Consider the following 22,683-nt stretch of genomic DNA (forward strand, 5'->3'; position numbering starts at 1 on the left):
CGCGCCGGCCGCCGGGCCGCGCGCCGAAGTGATGCACTGGTGGACCTCCAGCAGCGAGTCGGCCGCCGTGCGCAAGTTCGCCGACGCCTACCGCGCCGCCGGCGGCGTCTGGGCCGACACCGCCGTGGCCGGGGCCGACCAGGCCAAGGCGGTGGCGATCAACCGCATCGTCGGCGGCAACCCGCCCACCGCCGCCCAGTTCAACACCACCAAGCAGTTCCGCGACCTGATCGACCAGGGCTCGCTCAACAACGTCGACGACATCGCCGCGCGCGACCACTGGGACCAGTTGATGCCGGGCCCGATGCTCGACGTCATCCGCGTCAAGGGCCACTACTACGCGCTGCCGGTGGACATCCACATGTCGACCTGGATCTGGTACTCCAAGGCCGCCTTCAAGAAGGCCGGCATCGCCGCCGAGCCCACCACGCCGGACCAGCTGTTCGCCGCGCTCGACAAGCTCAAGGCGGCCGGCCTGGTCGGCCTGGCGCACGGCGGCCAGCCGTGGCAGGAGAACATCCTGTTCCAGGCCATGCTGGCCAACGTCGGCGGCAAGCAGCTGTACCTGCAGGTGCTGCGCGACCGCGACCCCAAGGCGCTCAACTCCGAGGCGTTCAAGAAGGTGCTGGCGGCCTTCAAGCGCCTGCAAAGCTATGTGGACGCCGGCTCGCCCAACCGCAACTGGAACGACGCCACCGCCATGCTCATCAGCGGCAAGGCCGGGGTGCAGATCATGGGCGACTGGGCCAAGGGCGAATTCGCCGCCGCCAGACAGAGCGCCGGCAAGGACTTCGGCTGCATCGCCGGCCTGGGCCCCGCCGTGCCCTACCTGATCCAGGGCGACGCCTTCGTGTTCCCGAAAACCGCCAACCCCGACGCCGTCAAGGCGCAGAAGCTGCTGGCCACCACCATGCTGGCGCCGGCCGCGCAGCTCGAGTTCAGCAAGCTCAAAGGCTCGCTGCCGGTGCGCAGCGACATCGACGTGTCGTCGATGGACGCCTGCGCCCAGGCCGGCATGGCCATCATGAAGGACAAGTCGCGCCAGGTCGGCATGATCGAGGTCTACCTGACGCCGGACCAGAACGGCGCGCTGCAGGACGTGCTGACGGCCTTCTGGAACACCCGCATGCCGGTGGAGAAGGCGCAGAAGAGCATCGCCGCCGCGCTGCGCGACTGACGGCAGGGGCCGGACGGCGGCGTGCTTGTCACCGCCGGGCGCCATGCGGTATGCTTGCCGCCGCATGGACTGAACGGATAAGGGAACCAGTGGCAACTATCAAGGACGTAGCCCGCCTGGCGGGAGTGGGGCTGGGCACTGCGTCGCGTGTGATCAGCGGCAAGGGCTCGGTGTCGCAGGCAACGCTGGAAAAGGTGCGCAAGGCGATCGAGGAGCTGGAGTTCCGGCCCTCGCACGCGGCGCGCTCGCTGCTGTCGGGCAGCTCGCAGATGATAGGCGTGTACATCCCCTACCTGAGCGGGACGTTCTACACGCCCATCCTGCAGTCGATCTACACCGCGCTGCGGGCGGCCGGCCTGAACATGGTGGTGGCCTTCGGCGTGGGCGACGGCGACGCGCGGCAGCAGGCGATCGAGGGCATCAACTTCCTGATCGAGCGCGGCAGCGACGGCCTGATCGTGATGAGCAACGCGCTGGAGGACGAGGACTTTGTCGCGCTGGGGCCGTTCCAGTCGCGGGTGGTGGTGATCAACCACGGCTTTGCCAGCATCGCCGAACAGTGCTTCACCGTCGACCACGAGGCCGGCGGCCGGCTGGCGGCGCGCACGCTGCTGGAGCTGGGCCACCGCCGGATCGCCGTGATCGCGGGCCGCGCCAGCGCGCCGGACAACCAGCAGCGCATCGCCGGCTTCCTGGCCGAGCTGGCGGCGGCCGGCATCGCTCCGGCCTCGGTGTGGATGGAGGATGGGCAGTTTTCGCCGGAGGGCGGCTGGGCCTGCGCCGAGCGGCTGATGGCGTCGGGCTACGAATTCACGGCGGTGTTCTGCGCCAACGATGAGATGGCGGTGGGGGCCTTGTCCTGCTTCCAGCAGGCCGGGGTGGCGGTGCCGGAGCAGGTCTCGGTGCTGGGCTACGACGACACGCACAGCGCGGAGTTCACCGCGCCGCGCCTGACGAGCGTGCACATCCCGTGGAGCGAGATGACGCTGAACGGCTTGAACTACCTGCTGAACCACTGCTACGAGTTGCAGCGGCCGGTGGCGCGGGACTACCGCCTGCACGTCACCCGGCGCGCATCGCTGGCGGCGCCCAGGCAGTAAAGAACGAGGAGTATGCGCTGGCGCATGCTCTTTTTTTGCAGTGCAATGGAAACGATTCCACTAAAAAAGTTCCACCTAAAAATATGACCATGATACTTACCGACCTGCCCACCGCGATCCAGCGTAGCGACTTTGCCAGCGACTTCCTGTGGGGCGTCTCGACGTCGGCCTACCAGATCGAGGGCGCCGCCGCGGTGGACGGCCGCGTGCCGTCGATCTGGGACACCTTCAGCGCCACGCCGGGCAAGGTGCGCGACGGCTCGACCGGCGCGGTGGCCTGCGACCACTACCACCGCTGGGAGGAGGACCTGGACCTGGCGCAGTCGATGGGCCTGAACGCCTACCGCTTCTCGATCGCCTGGCCGCGCATCTTCAACGGCGTGGACGCGCAGCCGAACCCGCGGGGGCTGGCCTTCTATTCGAAGCTGGTGGACGGCATGCTGGCGCGCGGCCTGCAGCCGTGGTGCACGCTGTATCACTGGGACCTGCCGCAGTACCTGGAGGACCAGGGCGGCTGGGCCAACCGCGCCACGGTGGACGCCTTCCTGCGCTACGCGGACGTGATCAGCAAGCACCTGGGCGACCGCGTGAAGCACTGGATCACACACAACGAGCCATGGTGCACGGCCATGCACGGCAACTGGGACGGCATGCATGCGCCGGGCAACAAGAGCCTGCCGCTGGCGCTGCAGGTGTGCCACAACGTGCTGGTGTCGCACGGCCTGGCGGTGCCGCTGATCCGCGCCAATGTGCCGGGCGCGCAGGTCGGCATCGCCTTGAGCCTGCATCCGGTCAAGGCGGCCAGCGACAGCGCCGCCGACCGCGAGGCCGTGGTGCGCCACGACGCGCTGCGCAACCGCTGGTTCCTCGACGCGCTGTATGGCCGCGGCTATCCCGAACTGGCGCTGCAACTGGTGGGCCGGGACGCGCCGCAGGTGCTGCCGGGCGACATGGAGGCGATCGCCGCGCCGATGGACTTCCTCGGCGTGAACTACTACTTCCCCGAGGTGGTGCGGGACGCGCCGGAGCAGTACCCGCTGCGCACTTCCATCGTCTACCCGCAGGACCGCCAGCGCACGGACTTCGGCTGGGAGGTGTCGCCGCAAGGACTGGTCGACCTGCTGGAGCGCGTGGCGCGCGACTACCCGACCGGCGATTTGTACGTGACCGAAAACGGCTCGTCCTACGACGATGTGCTGACCGCCGACGGCGCGGTGAACGACACCGCGCGCCGCGACTACCTGATCCGCCACCTGGCCGCCATGCGCGACGCCATCGGCGCGGGCGGCAACATCAAGGGCTATTTCGCCTGGAGCCTGCTGGACAACTTCGAATGGGCGGAAGGCTATCTGCGCCGCTTCGGCCTGACCTACATCGACTACCCGACACAGCGCCGCATCCTCAAGCAAAGCGGCCAGTGGTACAGCGCCTTCGTGCGCGGCGCCTGAAACAACATCAACGACGGAGACAAGCACCAAATGAAGACCAACAACCACATCCTGCGCCGCGCCGTGCTGGCCGCCACACTGGCGTTTAGCGCCGCCGGCATCGCCGCCGCGCCGGCCGCCAAGCCGCTGGCCGACTGGCCGCACATCACCAGCGCCGTCAAGCAGGACAAGGCCATGGAAGCGCGCATCGCGCAGATCGTGGCCGGCATGACGCTGGCGCAGAAGGTCGGCCAGATGACGCAGCCGGAAATCAAGTTCATCACGCCCGAGCAGGTGCGCGAATACTACGTCGGTTCGGTGTTGAACGGCGGCGGCAGCTGGCCGCAGGGGAACAAGTACGCCACGGCGGCCGACTGGGTCAAGCTGGCCGACGCCTACTACGACGCCTCGATGAGCACCGACATGAAGGTCAAGGTGCCGGTCATCTGGGGCATCGACGCCATGCACGGCAACAGCAATATGTACGGCGCCACGCTGTTCCCGCACAACATAGGCCTGGGCGCCGCGCGCGACGCGAAACTGGTTGGCGAGATGGCCAGGTCGGTCGCCAGGGCGGTGCGCGCCACCGGCATCGACTGGGTGTTCGCGCCGACGCTGGCCGTGGTGCGCGACGACCGCTGGGGGCGCACCTACGAATCCTTCTCGGAAGACCCGGCCATCGTCAAGGACTACGCCGGCGCCTACGTCAAGGGCCTGCAGGGCGATTTGAAATCGGATGGCACGGTGGTCGCCACCGCCAAGCACTTCATCGGCGACGGCGGCACGGCCGAAGGCAAGGACCGCGGCGAGAACCAGTCCACGATGGCGGACATGATCAACATCCACGCGCAGGGCTACTACCCGGCGCTGCAGGCCGGCGTGCAGACGGTGATGGCGTCCTTCAACAGCTGGAACGACGTCAAGGGCGGCTCCGACCACGGCAAGATGCACGGCAGTAAAGAGCTGCTGACCGACGCGCTGAAAACCAAAATGGGCTTCGACGGCCTTGTGGTCAGCGACTGGAACGCCATCGCCGAGGTGCCGGGCTGCGCCAACGACAGCTGCGCCGCCTCGATCAACGCCGGCGTCGACATGGTGATGGTGCCGGAACACTGGAAGACCTTCATCGCCAACACCATCGCACAGGTGGAGAAGGGCGAGATCCCGATGTCGCGCATCGACGACGCGGTCACCCGCATCCTGCGCGTGAAACTGCGCGCCGGCCTGTTCGACGGCAAGAAGCCTTCGCAGAACGTCTACGCCGGCAAGCAGGAGCTGCTGCAGGCGCGCGCGCTGGCGCGCCAGGCGGTGCGCGAATCGCTGGTGCTGTTGAAGAACAACGGCGGCGTGCTGCCGCTGGCGCGCGGTAAAAAGATCCTGGTGGTCGGCAAGAGCGCGGACAACATGGCCAACCAGTCGGGCGGCTGGTCGCTGACGTGGCAGGGCACCGACAACAAGAACAGCGACTACCCGGTCAGCGACACCATCCTGGCCGGCATCCAGGACGCCGCCGGCAAGGACAACGTCACCTTCAGCGAAAACGCCGCCGGCGTCGACGTCAGCAAGTTCGACGCCGTCATCGCCGTCATCGGCGAGACGCCGTACGCGGAAGGCGACGGCGACATCGGCCCATCGGGCACGCTGCGCCTGTCCGGCCGCCATCCCGAGGACCTGGCCGTGCTGCAGGCCGTGGCGGGCAAGGGCAAGCCGGTGGTGACGGTGCTGATGTCCGGCCGTCCGCTGTTCGTCAACGACCTGCTCAACCTGTCGGACAGCTTCGTCTCGGCCTGGCTGCCGGGCACTGAAGGCAAGGGCGTGTCCGATGTGCTGTTCCGCAAGGCGGACGGCAAGGTCAACGTGGACTTCCACGGCAAGCTGTCGTTCTCGTGGCCGAAGTCGGCCTGCCAGTCGCCGCTCAACGTCGGCGACGCCGCGTACGATCCGCTGTTCAAGTACGGCTACGGCCTGACCTACGCGGGTGCGGCCGGCAAGCCCGCCCTGCCGCTGCTGGACGCGAACTATCCTGCCGGCGGCTGCGGCAAGGCCACCTCGGTGTCGGTGTACGCGCCCGCCGACCGCTCGACCTACGCGCTGTACGTCAGCAGCGGCGGCCAGCGCGTGGCCTTGGGCGCGGACCTGAACGCCGTGTTCAACCTGCCGACCGTGAAGGTCGAAACCGCGCAGATCAACACCCAGCAGGACGCCAAGCGCCTCACCTGGACCGGCGCGGCCAGGCTGGAAGCGCAGGCGGCGCACGCGCAGAAGCTGCCGGCGTTCGCTTCGACCGACGGCGCACTGCAGTTTGATGCTATCGTGTCGGCTGCGCCGCAGGGCAAGGCCAGCGTCGGCATCGAAACCGTGGAGCTGGACGCCAGCGCCGTGTTCCAGCGCCTGGCCGGCAAGGGCAAGCAGACGGTGAAGATTCCGCTGGCCTGTTTCAGCGCCAAAGGACTGTCGCTGGCGGCATTGAGCACGCCGTTCAGCGTGTCCGCCGACGCGCCGTTCGCAGCGACATTCGCCAACATCCAGATCGTTGGCGGCGCCGCCAGGGACAAGGATGCGCTGGCGTGCGGCGACTTTAAATAAACCCAGGAGATTCTCAAAGCATGGAAACCTATTCCCAAGCCGTCCCCGTGCCGGGTGGCCAGAGCCAGACCGGCGGCAACACCGGTCCGCTGATCATCGTCACCATCCTGTTCTTCATGTGGGGCCTGCTGACCTCCATGAACGACGTGCTGATCCCGCACCTGAAGGCGGTCTACACGCTGACCTACGTGCAGGCCATGCTGGTGCAGTTCTGCTTCTTCGGCGCGTACTTCATCGTCTCGCTGCCGGCCGGTATGCTGATCAAGAAGATCGGCTACCAGAACGGCGCCGTCGCCGGCCTGACCATCGCGGCCGCCGGCTGCGCGCTGTTCTACCCGGCGGCGACCAGCGGCTACACGCTGTTCCTGATCGCCTTCTTCGTGCTGGCGGGCGGCATCACGGTGCTGCAGGTGGCGGCCAATCCCTACGTGACGGTGCTGGGCGATCCGCAGACCGCCTCCAGCCGCCTGACGCTGACCCAGGCCTTCAACTCGCTGGGCACCACCGTGGCGCCCACGCTGGGCGGCATGTTGATCCTGGCCGGCGGCGTGATGAGCTCCGCCGACATGGCCAAGCTCACCACCGAGCAGCTGGCGGCCTACCACGCCACCCAGGCGGCCAGCGTGCAAGGCCCGTATCTGGTGCTGGCGGCGGCCCTGCTGGCGCTGGCGGTGCTGTTCGCGCTGGCGCGCCTGCCCAAGATCGTCGACGCCGAACAAGCTGGCGGCGAAAGCGCCGGCTGGTCGGCGGTGCTGCAGCACCGCCATCTGGTGCTGGGCGCGGTGGCGATCTTCCTGTACGTGGGCGGCGAGGTCAGTATCGGCAGCTTCCTGATCAACTTCATGGGCGACGCCAAGGTGGCGAACCTGTCGGCCGCCGACGCCGCGCCTTTCGTCAGCTACTACTGGGGCGGCGCGATGGTGGGCCGCTTCATCGGCTTCGCCGTGATGCGCTACGTCAGCCCTGGCAAGGCGCTGGCCTTCAACTCGGCCGCGGTGATCGCGCTGGTGCTCACCGCGATCTTCAGCGGCGGCCACCTGGCGATGTGGGCGATGCTGGCGGTCGGCCTGTTCAACTCCATCATGTTCCCGACCATCTTCTCGATGGCGCTCAACAAGCTGGGACCATTGACCGGCCAGGGCTCGGGCGTGCTGTGCATGGCCATCGTCGGCGGCGCGCTGGTGCCGTTCGGCCAGGGCCTGCTGGCAGACACCATGAGCCTGCAGATGTCCTTCCTGGTGCCGGCGGCCTGCTACACCTTCATCCTGTACTTCGGCCTGAAATACGCCGACATGTACTCGGATAAATAACTTGCCGCGGCTATACACACCATGGGTATAGCCGCATTCTCCTTCTAGCAAACCTGCTGAACTCCTTGCTGAAATCTACTGAATTGAACTTGACTGCACTCCCGCTGTCCAACTCAGTAACGGGAAGCAGAAATCAGTAGGTTCCAGTAAGGAGAGCAGCATGGTTGCTACAATGAGTGTGAACGTCTCCCCCTCCACCCTGTTCGCGCCTGCTGCCCCGGCCCCCGTCTCGGTGCACCACGACGCCGTCCCCGGCCAAGGCTGGACCGAGCCAGAACGCAGAAAATTCCGGCTCCGTCTTGAGGATGTCGCCTTCGACTGAGCGCTGCCGCTCTTTTGATTTTTTTGATCTGGCGCATGGATATCGCGCCTCAAGATCCGCACTATCATGGCACTGACATAGACAAAGGACAGAGCCATGAGCAACACCATCAAAGCGTATCTGGTCGGCGGCGGTATCGGTTCGCTGTCCGCCGCAGCCTTCATGATCCGCGACGCCGGCATCGACGGCCGCAACATCACCATCTTCGAAGCGATGCCGCTGGCCGGCGGCAGCCTCGATGGCGGCGGCAACGCGGACACCGGCTACACGCTGCGCGGCGGCCGCATGCTCACCACCGACAACTACGAATGCACCTGGGACCTGTTCAAGAGCATCCCATCGCTGGAACACGAAGGCCAGAGCGTCTATGACGAAACGGTGGCCTTCAACAAAATGCACAAGTCGCACTCGCAGGCCCGCCTGGTCGACCGCAACCGCTTCCGCGTCAACGTGACGTCAATGGGCTTCAGCATGCAGGACCGCGCCGAGCTGCTGGCGCTGGCCGAAGCCGACGAGGAAAAGCTGGGCGACAGTGCCATCACCGACTGGCTGTCGCCGGAATTCTTCGACACCAAATTCTGGTACATGTGGGCCACCACCTTCGCCTTCCAGCCCTGGCACAGCGCCGTGGAGTTCAAGCGCTACCTGCATCGCTTCATGATGGAGTTCTCGCGCATTGAAACGCTGGCCGGCGTCAAGCGCACCGTCTACAACCAGTACGACTCCTTCGTGCGTCCATTGCAGCACTGGCTGCAGCAGCAGGGCGTGCAGGTGGTCCGCGACTGCAAGGTCGACGACATCGAACTGCTGGAGGAGGGCGGTGTGCTGACTGCGTCGGCGCTGCGCTGCACCCGTGACGGCGAGACCAGCACCATCGCCGTCGCCCCGCACGACCTGGTGTTCTTCCAGAACGGCTCGATGACCGACGCCTCCAGCTTCGGCAGCATGCACAGCGCCCCGGCCAAGCTGGACAAGCGCGACAGCCAGGGCTGGGCCCTGTGGGAAAAGCTGGCGGTGGACCGTCCGCAGTTGGGCAACCCGGCCGTCTTCAATTCCAGCATCCCGGAATCGTGGTGGGAGTCGTTCACCGTCACGCTGAAGGATCCCGCGTTCTTCGACAAGATGGAACAGTTCAGCGGCAACGCGGCCGGCACGGGCGGCCTGGTGACGTTCAAGGATTCGAACTGGCTGATGTCCATCGTGCTGGCGCACCAGCCGCACTTCGCCGGCCAGCCGGAAGGCGTGCAGGTATTCTGGGGCTACTCGCTGCATCCGGACCGCGTCGGCAATTTCGTCGCCAAGCCCATGGCCGATTGCACCGGCGAGGAGATCCTGCGCGAGCTGTGCGGCCACCTGAATTTCGACATGGAGGTCATGGCCAAGGCGAACTGCATCCCATGCCGCATGCCCTACATCACCAGCATGTTCATGCCGCGCTTTAAGAGCGACCGCCCGCTGCCGGTGCCACCCAACTCGCGCAACCTGGCCTTCGTCAGCCAGTTTGTCGAAGTGCCGGAGGACGTGGTGTTCACCGTCGAATACTCGGTGCGCGCGGCGCAGATGGCGGTCTACCAGCTGCTCGACGTCAAGCGCGCGGTGCCGCCGGTCAGCCACCACGACAAGTCGATGAAGGTGAAACTGGAAGCCCTCATGAAGGCTTTCCAATAAGACGATATACTCTCCTTGTCCATCACACGGGGAGTGTCCATGTTTGCCGGCATCGGAAGGAAGCACTGGTTGGCGGGATTCGCCTTCGGTAGCCTGATCATCCCCAATGGCAGCAAGGACCTGTGGCGCGGCATCGAGCGGCTTTGGCCCGTGCTGGCGCTGGTGCAGGGCGCGCTGGAGCTGTATCTGCTGGTGTACATGGTGCGCCGCGTCGCGGCGCTGATGCGCATGGACGGCAACGCCGACGAGGCCTTGTCCACCGCCATCCGCGGCCGTTTCGCCGGCACCGGTTTCGCACCGGTCGCGCTGTTCGAGGCGCGCATCTGGTATTACGCCTTGTTCATGCGACGCGGCGAGCGGCTGCGCTTCGCCGGCCAGCAGCACTTCAGCTACGACAAGAACGACGGCAACGTCTCGAACCAGTTCGCGCTGATCATGGTGATGCTGTTCGAGATGCCGCTGTCGCATTTCATGCTGCATCTGGTGGCGGTGAGGCCGTGGATGGCGTGGACGGTGGATATTCTCAGCGTGTGGTCGGTGCTGTATCTGGTGGCGGAGTATCGCGCCAGCCAGTGGCGGCCGGTGTCGCTGGACGCCGGCGCGGTCCTGATACGTTATGGCGTGTTCGCGGCCGACCGTGTGGTGCCTTACCATCTGATCGAATCGGTGGCGCGTTGCGGCGACGACGTGAGCCGCCAGCGCGGCCTGCTGCGCTACCGCCAGTTCGGCAGCATGAATGTGGAAATCCGCCTGAAAGCCGGCAGCAAGCTGGCCAACGTCTTCGGCCGCGCGCAACCCGTCTCGCGCATCTGCATCAGCCTGGACAAGCCAGACGCCTTCATCGACGCGGTGCGCGGCCGGCTGGCGGCATCAGGCTAGAACGCCCATCAGCTTCTGCATCGGGCTCAGTTCGATCAGCGAGTCCGGCTCGTCGATTTCCATGACGACGTCGTTATAGGCCACCGCGCGCAAAGGTTCCACCTCGATGGTGTCGGAAAGGCGCGCCTCGTCCAGCATCTGCTGAAGCACCGGCGCGTCCAGTACGTTGAGTTTCGCCAGCAGAGCTCCGTACTTGCGGACATCCGCATCGTTGGCCGCGATTTTGTCGGCTGGCCGTATCGCCAGATTAAGACAGCCGAACACCGCAAACACGCCCAGCAGCCAGGCGGATGGAATCAGCATCTGGGCGGCCAATGCCGCGACCGCGCTGCTGCCTGCCAGCAGGCTGATGAAGGTGAGCATGGTCTGTATCCGGCGATAAAAGCGCGAGGTACGTTGGCACAGACGCTGGGCATAGCGCAAATTGAACTGCAATTCTTCCTTGATCTCATCCATGACTGTTCCTTTTCTTCAAAGGTCCATGCGCCGGCGGCTTGGCAGGGGCGGGCTTGGGCCGCTTGCGCTTGCGCTTGGGCGCCGGAAGTAGCGGAAAATGGGATTTTGGTTCGGGCAGTTTCATTGTATGCCTTGCGGCGCCACGATGGCGGGCGCACGGCATCAATCATGCGGTGCTTTTGAAAGCACACGCTGCGGCATGTCAAAGGTGTAGAGGCGGCTGGCAGGCTGCATGCGCTGCCGGCCGCGAAATGCTCGCTTACAGGAAACGGTCGAGGATTTTCTTGCTATGCTTGTCCAGCTCACGCACGTCGCGGATCAGGTAGTGGATGCCGTGGATGTCCGAGATCAGGAGCGTGTCCACCGTCAGCCGGCGGATGTCTTCCTCGCCGCGCAGCACGAACTCGGTGTCGCCGCGATCGGTCGCCACCGACCATGTGCACGGCGTGGCGAAGCTGGTCACGCTGTTGATGCGCGCGATCTCCGGCATGAACTCGCGTCCGGCCAGCTCCTCGCGCACCAGTTGCCCGACTGCCGCCGGCAGGTCCTCGATGCGGTCGATCCAGCCGACCTCCTTGCCATCGGTGCTCACCAGCGCGATGCCGTCGTCCGGCGCCTGCACCGGGAAGGCGCGCACCGGCGCCACGCTCTCGTGCACCTCGCCCTCGGCCGTGGTCAGCACCAGGCGGCCGAAGGGATTGCGTGTCAAATTAAAATTCGTCGTCATGTTCTTGTTCTCTTAATCTTTGCTGCCGCTGTCGTCGAGATCCGTGTCGACGTTGCGGGCCTGCGCCTGGTACAGGCGGTAGTAGGCGCCTTCGCGCGCCATCAGGTCGTCGTGCGCGCCTTCCTCCACCACCACGCCGCGGTCCAGCACCACCAGGCGGTCCGCCTTCTGCAGCGTGGACAGGCGGTGCGCGATGGCGATCGTGGTGCGGCCCTGCACCAGGTTCTCCAGCGCGCGCTGGATTTCCTTCTCGGTCTCGGAATCGACCGAGGACGTGGCCTCGTCGAGGATCAGGATCTTCGGATCGATCAGCAGCGCGCGCGCGATCGAGATGCGCTGGCGCTCGCCGCCGGACAAGCCCTGTCCGCGCTCGCCCACCATCGAATCGTAACCCTGCGGCAGGCGCAGGATGAACTCGTGCGCATGCGCGGCGCGGGCGGCGGCGATGATCTCGGCGCGCGTGGCGCCCGGCTTGCCATAGGCCAGATTCTCGGCGATGGTGCCGAAGAACAGGAACGGCTCCTGCAGCACCAGGCCGATGTTGCGGCGGTAGTCCGACACCGCGAACGAGCGGATGTCCACGCCGTCCAGCATGATCGCACCTTCCGACACGTCGTAGAAGCGGCAGATCAGGTTGACCAGCGTCGACTTGCCCGAACCCGAATGGCCCACCAGGCCGATCATCTCGCCGGCCTTGATGTCGAGCGAGATGCCGCGGTTGACGGCGCGGTTCCCGTAGCGGAAGCCCACTTCGCGCAAGGTGATGTTGCCATCGACCTTGGCCAGCTTGACCGGGGTGGCAGGCTCCGGCACCGACGACACGTGGTCGAGGATGTCGAAGATGCGCTTGGCGGCCGACGCCGATTTCTGCGTCACCGAAACGATACGGCTCATCGAATCCAGGCGGCCGTAGAAGCGGCTGGAGTAGGCGATGAAGGCCGACAGCACGCCGACCGTGATGTGGCCCTTGGACACCTGGTAAATACCGAACACCCAGATGACCAGCAGCCCAAGCTCCGTCAGGAACGACACGGTCGGCGAGAACAGCGACCAGATTTTATTGAGCTTGTCGTTGACCGCCAGATTGTGCTTGTTGGCGGTGCGGAAGCGCGCCGCTTCGCGCGACTCCTGCGCGAACGCCTTCACCACGCGGATGCCGGGGATGGTATCGGCCAGCACATTGGTCACCTCGCCCCACACGCGGTCGATCTTCTCGAAGCCGGTGCGCAGGCGGTCGCGCACCACGTGGATCAGCCACGCGATGAACGGCAGCGGCAGCAGCGTGAAGATCGCCAGCCACGGATCGATCGAGAACAGGATCACGCCGGTCATGATGATCATCAGGCAGTCCGACGCGAAGTCCAGCAGGTGCAGCGACAGGAACACGCAGATGCGGTCACTCTCGCTGCCGATGCGCGACATCAAGTCGCCGGTGCGCTTGCCGCCGAAGTATTCCAGCGACAGGCGCAGCAAGTGGTCGTAGGTCTCGGTGCGCAGGTCGGCGCCGATGCGCTCCGACACCAGCGCCAGCACATAGGTCTTGCCCCAGCCCAGTATCCACGCCAGCACCGCCGATCCCACCAGGCCGGACATGTACAGCGCCACCAGCGAGGTATCGACCGGCGCGCCGTTCTGGTACGGGATCAGCACCTTGTCCATCAGCGGGATGGTCAGGTAGGGCGGAATCATGTGCGCGCCGGTGCTGAGCAGCATCAGCGCGAAGCCGAAGCCCAGCTGCAGCTTGTACGGACCGGCGAAGCGCCACAGGCGGAACAAGGTCCATGTGGACGGCGGCGTGTACACCACCTTGGTGCAGATCGGGCATTCCTCCTGCTCCGGCTCCAGCGGCGCCTTGCAGCTCGGGCAGACGTTCTTTTCCTCGCGCACCACCGGCACGCCCAGCGCATGGCTGTCGCGGTGCGCGTTGAACTGCTCGACCAGGCGGATCGCCTGCAGGTTCTGGCCCAACGTGAAACGCCAGGCGCCAAGCCGGCCGCCGTGATTCACCAGCTCCAGATGGCCGACGCCCGCGTGGTCGTGGTGCTTGAGCGCCAGGTCCTTAGCGAAAGGCCAATGTTGCCAATCCGCGCGGCCCTGTGCGCGCGCCAGCACGCCGCGTTCGGTGACGACAATCACGCCCTTGGAGAAACGAAGTTGTTCATCCAGGTCAACCTCCAGGGCACTTACCGCGTTTTCCCCTTGGGAAAGTTGTGCCTGCACCTCGGAACGCCAGCGCTCGGGAAGCTCGCTCTGGCTGGTGTTGGAGGAAAGTTGTTCTGTTGTCATCGTGCTGCGTACTCCGGTGGCGAAAAGGTGGAACAAAGGTGGAACTAGTCGGCGTTGCGACTGATGCAAGCGCTTTATTTACGGTATTCTGTCAATGGTCACATCCTTGACTGATATCAAGGAAAACCAGTGTTTTGTTGGCGGCAAGTATAACGCACGCGCAGGTCGGGCCAAATGCAATTTGGCCGCCGGCGGTGGTACAGAGGTTAAAATACGGCGCGGGCTGGCCACGGCTGATAACAAAGATACAAGAATAGAAACATGACCAAGAAGAAAGACATAGAAGTTCTCCGCGTCACCCATTTGCGCGGACCCAATATCTGGACGTATCGCCCGGTGATCGAGGCATGGCTGGATATCGGCGAACTGGAGAATTTTCCCTCGAATTTGTTGCCTGGCTTGTATGAGCGCCTGACCGCGATCCTGCCGGGGCTGATCATCCACCGCTGCGGCGTGGGCGAGCACGGCGGCTTCCTCGAGCGCCTGCGCGACGGCACCTACGCCGGCCACATCCTCGAACACGTGGTGCTGGAACTGCAAAACCTGGCCGGCATGAAGACCGGCTTCGGCAAGACGCGCCAGATCGGCGAGAACACCGGCTTGTACAAGATGGCCTTCCGCACCCGCCAGGAGCAGGTGGGGCGTGCGGCGCTGGCCGCCGGCCGCGACCTGCTGATGGCGATGATCGAGGACAAGCCGTACGACCTGGCCGCCACCGTGGCCGAGCTGACCGACCTGGTCGAGTCGCTGTGCCTGGGCCCGAGCACCGCCAACATCGTCGACGCCGCCACCGTGCGCAAGATTCCGTCTATCCGCCTGACCGACGGCAACCTGGTGCAGCTGGGCCACGGCGCCCGCCAGCGCCGCATCTGGACCGCCGAAACCGAACAGACCAGCGCCATCGCCGAAGGCATCGCCAGCGACAAGGACTTGACCAAGTCGCTGTTGGCCTCGTGCGGCGTGCCGGTGCCGGAAGGTGAACTGGTCACCAGCGCCGAAGCGGCCTGGGAAGCGGCGCAGGACATCGGCCTGCCGGTCGTGGTCAAGCCGTACGACGGCAACCACGGCCGCGGCGTTTCGCTCAACCTGATGACCGAAGCCGACGTCGCCGCCGCCTACGTGCTGGCCGCGCGCAAGGGCGGCAGCAAGAGCGTGATCGTCGAGCGCTACATCGCCGGCAACGAGCACCGCCTGCTGGTGGTCGGCAAGCGCCTGGTGGCGGCGGCCGCCGGCGAAGCGCTGTGGGTCACCGGCGACGGCAAGTCCAACATCATCGAATTGTGCGACACCCAGATCAACACCGACCCGCGCCGCGGCACCACCGAGGACGCGCCGCTGAACGTCATCGCGCCGCAGGACGGCGCCGAGATCATCCTGGAGCTGCAGCGCCAGGGCATGACCGCCTACTCGATTCCGCTGGACGGCCAGAAGGTGCTGATCCAGACCAACGGCAACGTCGCCACCGACGTCACCGACCTGGTACACCCGCAAGTGGCCGCGATGGCCACGCTGGCCGCGCGCGTGGTCGGGCTGGACATCGCCGGCATCGACGTGGTGGCCGCCGACATCTCGCGTCCGCTGGAAGAGCAGGGCGGCGCTGTCATCGAAGTCAACGCCAGCCCCGGCCTGCTGGCCCACCTCAAGCCCGCCGCCGGCGAACCGCGCAACGTCGGCGAAGCGATTGTCGACCACCTGTTCGCGCCCGACGAGGTCGGACGCATGCCCATCGTCGGCATCACCGGCAAGCACGGCGCCACCATGGCCTCGCGCCTGATCGCCTGGCTGCTGCAGATCAGCGGCAAGAAGGTCGGCCTGACGTGCGCGGACGGCCTGTTCGTCAACGGCCGCCTGCTGCCGCGCGACGGCTTCAGCGACTGGGAAAGCGGCGAACGCCTGCTGCTCAACAAGAACGTCGAAGCCGGCGTGTTCGAAGCCAGCGCCCGCATGATCCTGACCGAAGGCCTGGCCTACGACAAATGCGCGGTCGGCGTGGTGACCGACGTCAGCGACTTCGAGGACGTGGCCGAGTTCCATATCGCCAGCCTCGACAAGCTGTACGGCGTGCTGCGCACCCAGGTCGACGTCATCCTGCCGAGCGGCGTGGCGGTGCTTAACGCCGCCGACCCGCAGGTGGTCGACATGGCCGACCTGTGCGACGGCGACGTGATGTTCTACGGCGTCGACGAGCACCTGGCCGCCATCGCCGCGCACCGCCAGGATGGCAAGCGCGTGGTGTTCCAGCGCGCCGAACGCATCGTGCTGGCGCAGGGCCATGAAGATATTTCGAGCCTGCCGCTGTCGCCGCTGGTGCCGCCGGAAGCCGTGCTGGCCGCGATCGCCGCCGGTTGGGCGCTGGGCCTGACGCCTGAATTGATCGGCGCCGGCCTGCGCACCTTCGACGCGAATCCGAAGCGAACTCATCACTGATACATCACGAAAGAACAAGCAGAGTTATGGAAGTCATCCGCACCCGCGCGCTGCGCGGACCGAATCTTTGGAGCCACCACACGGCGGTGGAAGTGATCGTATCGTGCCCGTCCGAGGAGCAGTCGATCGCCACGCTGCCCGGCTTCGAGCAGCGCCTGCACGCCCGCTTCCCCGCCATCGGCGCCCTGCAAACCGCCGGTTACACCGACGCCGTGCCGCTGGCGCGCGTGCTGGAAGTGGCGGCCCTGAGCCTGCAGGCGCAGGCCGGCTGCCCGGTCACCTTCAGCCGCACCACCGCCACGCTGGAAGAGGGCATCTACCAGACCGTCGTCGAATACAGCGAGGAAGCGGTGGGCCGCCTGGCGATCACGCTGGCGCACAACCTGATCAACGCCGCCCTGGCCGACACCCCGTTCGACCTGACCGGCGCGCTGAACGAACTGCGCGACCTCGATGAAGACGTGCGCCTTGGCCCGAGCACCGGCGCCATCGTCAGCGCCGCCGTCGCGCGCGACATCCCGATCCGCCGCCTGACCGAAGGCAGCATGGTGATGTTCGGCTGGGGTTCGCGCCAGCGCCGCATCCAGGCCGCCGAGATGGACAGTACCAGCGCCATCGGCGAATCGATCGCGCAGGACAAGGAACTGACCAAGAAGCTGCTGCACGCGGCCGGCGTGCCCGTGCCCAATGGCCGCTCGGTGGAAGACGTCGACGACGCCTGGGCCGCCGCGCAGGAAATCGGCCTGCCGGTGGTGGTCAAGCCGAAGGACGGCAACCAGGGCAAGGGCGTCACCGTCAACGTGATGACCAGGGAGCACCTGGCCAAAGCGTTCCGCACGGCGAAGGAATTCCGCGACAACATCATGGTCGAGCGCTACCTGCCGGGCCACGACTATCGCCTGCTCGTCATCGGCAACAAGCTGGTGGCGGCCGCGCGCCGCGACCCGCCGCAAGTGGTGGGCGACGGCACGCACACCGTGCGTGAGCTGGTCAACATCGTCAATGCCGACCCGCGCCGCGGCAGCGGCCATTCGACCTCGCTGACCAAGATCCGCTTCGACGACATCGCGCTGGCGCGCCTGGCGTTGCAGGACCTGGACGCCGATTCGATTCCGGCCAAGGGCCAGCGCGTCATCCTGCGCAACAACGCCAACCTGTCGACCGGCGGCACCGCCACCGACGTCACCGACGACGTGCACCCTGAAGTGGCGGCGCGCGCGGTGGAAGCGGCGCAGATGATCGGCCTCGATATCTGCGGCGTCGACGTGGTCTGCGACGGCGTGCTGCAGCCGATCGAGAACCAGCGCGGCGGCGTGGTGGAAGTGAACGCCGCCCCCGGCCTGCGCATGCACATCGCGCCATCGTTCGGCAAGGGCCGCGCGGTGGGCGAGGCCATCGTCAACACCATGTTCGCGCCGGGCGAGAACGGCCGCATTCCGGTGGTCGCTGTCACCGGCACCAACGGCAAGACCACCACCGTGCGCCTGATCGCCCACCTGCTCACGGCCAGTGGCCTGCGCACCGGCATGACCAACACCGACGGCGTCTACATCGAAGGCCGCCAGACCGACAGCGGCGACTGCAGCGGCCCGCGCAGCGCGCGCAACGTGCTGCTGCATCCCGACGTCGACGCGGCCGTGTTCGAGACCGCGCGCGGCGGCGTGCTGCGTGAAGGCCTGGCCTTCGACCGTTGCCAGGTGGCTGTCGTCACCAACATCGGCAGCGGCGACCACCTAGGCCTGAACTACATCACCACGGTGGAAGACCTGGCCGTGCTGAAGCGCGTGATCGTGCAGAACGTCTCCGAGAGCGGCTTCGCTGTGCTGAACGCGATCGATCCCATCGTCGCCGGCATGGCCGCGACCTGCCGCGGCAAGGTGATCTTCTTCGGCGCGGAACGCGGCCACCCGGTGATCGCCACGCACCTGGCGCAAGGCAGCCGCACCGTGTACGTGGAAGACGGCCATATCGTCGCCGCCGAAGGCAAGAACGTGCAGCGCATTCCCTTGTCGGAAGTGCCGATCACCCGCAACGGCGCCATCGGCTTCCAGGTGGAGAATGTCATGGCGTCGGTTGCCGCCGCCTGGGGCGTGGGCATCAGCTGGGACGCGATCCGCCTCGGCCTGAAAACCTTCGCCAACGATTCCGACAACGCGCCCGGCCGTTTCAACGTGTTCGACTACAAGGGCGCGACCTTGATCGCCGACTACGGCCACAATCCGGACGCCATCCTGGCGCTGGTGCAGGCGGTGGAGACCATGCCGGCCAAGCGCCGCGCGGTGGTGATCAGCGGCGCCGGCGACCGCCGCGACCAGGACATCACGCAGCAGACGCAGATCCTGGGCCGCGCCTTCGACGACGTGATCCTGTACGAAGACGCCTGCCAGCGCGGCCGCGTGGACGGCGAGGTGGTGGGCCTGCTGCGTTCGGGCCTGAACGGCGCCCCGCGCACCACGCACATTCAGGAGATCTACGGCGAGTTCCTCGCCATCGACACCGCCCTGGCGCGCCTGAAAGAGGGCGACCTGTGCCTGATCCTGGTCGACCAGGTGGAAGAGGCGCTGGCCCACATCGCCAAGCGCATCAGCGAAGCGTAAAACGAACCGGGGCCTCGTCCCCGGTTTTTTTACGGCCACGATCATTGCTAATAACTATTGATTTAATAAATATATATAGATTTTATTTATGATGCTCCGCCGGTAGAATGATTTCACTATCAAACAACCAGGAGTCATAGCAATGAGCCAGCCACCGATCACCACCGCCTCCGGCATCCCGGTCGCCGACAACCAGAACTCCGCCAGCGCCGGCCCGCGTGGCCCGCTGCTGCTGCAAGACTTCCACCTGATCGAGAAGCTCCAGCACTTCAACCGCGAGCGCATTCCAGAGCGCGTCGTGCACGCCAAGGGTTCGGGCGCCTACGGCACCTTCACCGTCACCCACGACATCACCAAGTACACCAAGGCCAGGCTGTTCTCCGAGATCGGCAAGAAGACCGACACCTTCGTGCGCTTTTCCACCGTCGGCGGCGAGAAGGGCAGCGCCGACACCGAACGCGATCCACGCGGCTTCGCCATGCGCTTCTACACCGAGGAAGGCAACTGGGACCTGGTCGGCAACAACACGCCGATGTTCTTCATCAAGGATGGCATCAAGTTCCCCGACTTCATCCACACCCAGAAACGCGATCCGCAGACCAACCTCAAATCGCCGACCATGATGTTCGACTTCTGGAGTAAGACGCCGGAAAGCCTGCACCAGGTGACGATGCTGTTCTCCGACCGCGGCACGCCGGACGGCTACCGCCACATGGACGGTTTCGGCAGCCACACCTTCAGCATGATCAACGCCGCCGGTGACCGCGTCTACGTCAAGTGGCACCTGAAAACCAGGCAAGGCATCAAGAACCTGCCGGCCGCGGAAGCCACCCGCATCGCCGGCACCGATCCGGACTACGCCCAGCGCGACCTGTTCGGCGCCATCGCCGCCGGCGACTTCCCGCAGTGGGACGTCAAGCTGCAGGTGGCCACCGAGGCCGAACTGGCCGCATGGGAAGCGCGCACCGGCTGGAATCCGTTCGACCTGACCAAGGTCTGGCCGCACAAGGACTTCCCGCTGATCCCGGTCGGCGTGTTCGAGTTGAACCGCAACCCGCTGAACTACCACGCCGAGGTGGAACAGGCCGCGCTGTCGCCGGCCAACGTGGTGCCTGGCCTGGGCTACTCGCCGGACAAGATGCTGCAGGCGCGCCTGTTCGCCTACCACGACGCCCAGCTGTACCGCGTCGGCACCAACCACCAGCACCTGCCGGTGAACGCGCCGCGCTGCCCGTTCCACAACCAGCAGCGCGACGGCGCGATGGCCATCGCCAACGGCGGCGCGGCGCAGAACTACGCGGCCACCGAGGCGAACGGCAGCAATCCGCAGGGCCTGGGCCACGGCGAACCGGCGCTGGCGCTGCAAGGCGGCGCGGCCCGTTTCGACGGCCGCGGCAAGGAAGACGATTACACGCAAGCCGGTAATCTGTTCCGCCTGATGCCGGCGCAGGAGCAGCAGAACCTGTTCGACAACATCGCCGGTCCGTTGAGCCAGGTGAGCGCCGAGATCATCGCCCGCCAGCTGGCCCACTTCGACCAGGCCGACCCGGCCTACGGCGCCGGCGTGCGCGCGGCGCTGGCGGCCAAGGGTGTGACGCTGGCATGATGGTGGCATAAACGAAGCTGCGGGCCGCGCTGAATTGCACTACAATCGGATGGTGCGGTGCAGCGCAGCCCGTATTCTTCCGGAGGTCACACTTGAATCGCAAACCCGCCCAACTTTCGTCGCCATCGATGCCGGGGCAAGTCGTGCTGGCGCTGCAGGGCGGCGGCGCTTTGGGCGCCTACCAGGTGGGCGTCTACCAGGCGATGCACGAAGCCGGCGTCGAGCCGGACTGGGTGATCGGCACGTCCATCGGCGCCATCAACGGCGCCATCATCGCTGGCAACGAGCCGCGCTACCGCATGGACCGGCTGCGCCAGTTCTGGCACCGCATGGAGCAGAACGCGCTGGGCTTTTCCTTCATGCCGCGCGCGCTGGCCAATGCGGTGACGATGGGGCAGGGCATACCGGCCTTCTTCGAACCCAATCTCTCGTCGTGGTGGAACCCCGACGCCAAGGTTGGCATCGAACACGCGTCCTTCTATCAGACCGCGCCGCTGCGCACCACGCTCGATACGCTGGTCGATTTCGACTACATCAACGACCGCCGCACGCGGCTGACCGTCGGCGCGGTCAACGCGCGCACCGGCGCCATGCGCTACTTCGACAGCCGCAAGGAAGCGCTGGGCGCGTCGCACGTGATGGCGTCCGGCGCCTTGCCGCCGGCCTTTCCATCAGTACGCATCGACGGCGCGCCATACTGGGACGGCGGCATCTTCTCCAACACGCCGATCGAGGCGGTGCTGGACGACGAGCCGCGCCGCAGTTCAGTGATCTTCTCGGTGCAGGTGTGGAACCCGGATGGCAGCGAGCCGCAAAGCATGCTGCAGGTGCTCGACAAGTACAAGGAAATCCAATATGCCAGCCGCGCCAGCAATATCGAGCAGCAGCGCAAGCTGCACCGGCTGCGCCACGTGATCCGCCAGTTGACGCTGCACCTGTCGGACGAGGCGGCGATGTCGCCCGAGGTGCGCGAACTGGCCTCGTGGGGCTGCGGCACCACCATGCATGTGGTGTCGCTGAAGGCGCCGCGCATCGGCGGCGAGGACCACACCAAGGACATCGACTTCAGCGCCGCCGGCATCCGCGCGCGCTGGCAGGCCGGCTACGAGGACACGCGGCGCATGATCGCCCTGCGCCCGTGGGACCGCGAGATCGACCCGATCGAGGGCATCGCCATCCACGAGCTGCCGGCGCTTTAGGCGCGCAGCACCTCGCGGCACACGTCCAGCCAGGCGCGCGCCGCGTGCGACAGGTAGGGGCCGCGCCACACATGCGCGGCCTGCCACTGCAGCTCCGGCTCCACCAGCCGCACCGCGTCCAGCCGGCCGATCGCCAGCCGGTGGATGAATGGTTCCGGCAGCAGCGCCACCCCCATGCCGGCCGACGCCATCGCCACCAGCCAGTCCCACTGGCCGCTCTGCGCGGCGATCTGCGGCTCGAAGCCGGCCGCGCTGAAGGCGTGCCGCAGGCTGCGCGTCAGCGCGAAATCGTCCTTCAACAGCACCAGCGGCATGTTCGTCAGCGCCTTCAGCTTGAGCGTGGTGCGGTGTTTCTGGAAGGTGCCATGCGCGGCCAACGCCCAGATCGGGTAGCTGGCGATGGGCGCCGTCTGCAGCCCCAGTTGCGGATCGGCCGGCAGCGCCGTCATGCCGATTTCCAGTTCGCCCATCGCCACCTGGCGCTCCAGCGCCTGGCCGGCATCCTCCCGCAAGGTCAGCGCGATGTCGGGATGGCGCTGGCGGAAGGCCTTGAGCACGGGCGTGAACAGCAGGTTGATCATCGGCGGGATGCCGATCGTCAGGTGGCCGCTCTGGGCGGCTTGCGTGTCGCGCACTTCCTCGGTCAGCTGGCGCATGGTGGCCAGCATCTCCTCGCCGCGCGCGTAGACCACGCTGCCGGTGTCGGTCAGCGTCAGCTTGCGGCCTTCGCGTATCAGCAGCTGGGCGCCCACTTCCTGCTCCAGCTGTCGCACCATCTTGCTGATGGTCGATTGCGTGACGTGCAGCGACTCCGCCGCCTGCGTGAAGCTGTTCAGGCGAACGGTCTCGACGAAGTAGCGCAGCGATCTGAGGTCCATGAATAAAACGACTGGAAGATGAGAATTTAAGTCATACA

General features: G+C 66.1%; 16 protein-coding genes. 12 read left to right on the top strand and 4 right to left on the bottom strand.

Features of this window, described 5'->3' with window-relative positions; genetic code table 11:
- The 8 genes from GTP90_RS10150 to GTP90_RS10180 form a co-directional block, all read left to right on the top strand.
- Positions 1-1,177 (top strand): ABC transporter substrate-binding protein (locus GTP90_RS10150; protein WP_161083407.1); only part of this gene is annotated, 1,177 nt, incomplete at its 5' end.
- Positions 1,178-1,266: 89 nt separating this feature from the next.
- Positions 1,267-2,277, top strand: a complete 1,011-nt coding sequence (locus GTP90_RS10155; protein WP_161083408.1) for a LacI family DNA-binding transcriptional regulator — start codon at positions 1,267-1,269, stop codon at positions 2,275-2,277.
- Between the two features lie 89 nt (positions 2,278-2,366).
- On the top strand, positions 2,367-3,725 hold the full coding sequence (locus GTP90_RS10160) for a GH1 family beta-glucosidase (RefSeq protein WP_371875041.1): 1,359 nt from the start codon (positions 2,367-2,369) through the stop codon (positions 3,723-3,725).
- 30 nt (positions 3,726-3,755) lie between these two features.
- Entirely contained in the window at positions 3,756-6,290 is a 2,535-nt protein-coding gene (locus GTP90_RS10165; protein WP_161083410.1) for a glycoside hydrolase family 3 protein, read from the top strand.
- A gap of 20 nt (positions 6,291-6,310) precedes the next feature.
- A complete protein-coding gene (locus tag GTP90_RS10170; protein ID WP_161083411.1) occupies positions 6,311-7,600 on the top strand; it encodes a sugar MFS transporter in 1,290 nt (429 codons plus the stop codon).
- A gap of 160 nt (positions 7,601-7,760) precedes the next feature.
- Positions 7,761-7,922, top strand: a complete 162-nt coding sequence (locus tag GTP90_RS36385; protein WP_175048042.1) for a hypothetical protein — start codon at positions 7,761-7,763, stop codon at positions 7,920-7,922.
- A 96-nt stretch (positions 7,923-8,018) separates the two neighbouring features.
- Positions 8,019-9,590, top strand: coding sequence for an oleate hydratase (locus GTP90_RS10175; RefSeq protein ID WP_161083412.1), 1,572 nt, complete (start codon positions 8,019-8,021; stop codon positions 9,588-9,590).
- A gap of 39 nt (positions 9,591-9,629) precedes the next feature.
- Positions 9,630-10,469 (top strand): hypothetical protein, encoded by an 840-nt coding sequence (locus tag GTP90_RS10180; protein ID WP_254451810.1) that lies wholly within the window; start codon positions 9,630-9,632, stop codon positions 10,467-10,469.
- Here the strand turns inward: GTP90_RS10180 and GTP90_RS10185 are convergent.
- The 3 genes from GTP90_RS10185 to GTP90_RS10195 form a co-directional block, all read right to left on the bottom strand.
- Positions 10,461-10,925 carry a hypothetical protein gene (locus GTP90_RS10185; RefSeq protein ID WP_161083413.1) on the bottom strand — a complete coding sequence of 155 codons (465 nt, stop codon included), beginning with the start codon at positions 10,923-10,925 and terminating at the stop codon, positions 10,461-10,463. The genes GTP90_RS10180 and GTP90_RS10185 overlap by 9 nt on opposite strands.
- 259 nt (positions 10,926-11,184) lie before the next feature.
- Complete coding sequence (locus GTP90_RS10190) at positions 11,185-11,652, bottom strand: cyanophycin metabolism-associated DUF1854 family protein (RefSeq protein WP_161083414.1); 468 nt, start codon at positions 11,650-11,652, stop codon at positions 11,185-11,187.
- 12 nt (positions 11,653-11,664) lie between these two features.
- Complete coding sequence (locus GTP90_RS10195; RefSeq protein ID WP_161083415.1) at positions 11,665-13,938, bottom strand: cyanophycin metabolism-associated ABC transporter; 2,274 nt, start codon at positions 13,936-13,938, stop codon at positions 11,665-11,667.
- Between the two features lie 261 nt (positions 13,939-14,199).
- On the opposite strand from GTP90_RS10195, the gene GTP90_RS10200 reads away from it, so the two are divergent.
- The 4 genes from GTP90_RS10200 to GTP90_RS10215 all read left to right on the top strand — a co-directional run bounded on the left by GTP90_RS10200 (position 14,200) and on the right by GTP90_RS10215 (position 21,767).
- A complete protein-coding gene (locus tag GTP90_RS10200; protein WP_161083416.1) occupies positions 14,200-16,365 on the top strand; it encodes a cyanophycin synthetase in 2,166 nt (721 codons plus the stop codon).
- Positions 16,366-16,391: 26 nt separating this feature from the next.
- Positions 16,392-18,962, top strand: coding sequence for a cyanophycin synthetase (cphA, locus tag GTP90_RS10205; protein ID WP_161083417.1), 2,571 nt, complete (start codon positions 16,392-16,394; stop codon positions 18,960-18,962).
- A gap of 142 nt (positions 18,963-19,104) precedes the next feature.
- The gene (locus GTP90_RS10210; RefSeq protein ID WP_161083418.1) at positions 19,105-20,568 is read left to right on the top strand and encodes a catalase; all 1,464 of its coding nucleotides are present in this window, start codon (positions 19,105-19,107) and stop codon (positions 20,566-20,568) included.
- Positions 20,569-20,696: 128 nt separating this feature from the next.
- Positions 20,697-21,767: a patatin-like phospholipase family protein gene (locus tag GTP90_RS10215; protein WP_161083489.1), complete on the top strand. Its 1,071-nt coding sequence runs from the start codon at positions 20,697-20,699 to the stop codon at positions 21,765-21,767.
- Here the strand turns inward: GTP90_RS10215 and GTP90_RS10220 are convergent.
- Positions 21,764-22,645, bottom strand: a complete 882-nt coding sequence (locus GTP90_RS10220; RefSeq protein ID WP_161083419.1) for a LysR substrate-binding domain-containing protein — start codon at positions 22,643-22,645, stop codon at positions 21,764-21,766. The genes GTP90_RS10215 and GTP90_RS10220 overlap by 4 nt on opposite strands.
- Positions 22,646-22,683: the final 38 nt, after the last annotated feature.

The sequence above is a fragment of the Duganella vulcania genome (genome assembly GCF_009857655.1).
GTDB lineage: Bacteria > Pseudomonadota > Gammaproteobacteria > Burkholderiales > Burkholderiaceae_D > Rugamonas > Rugamonas vulcania.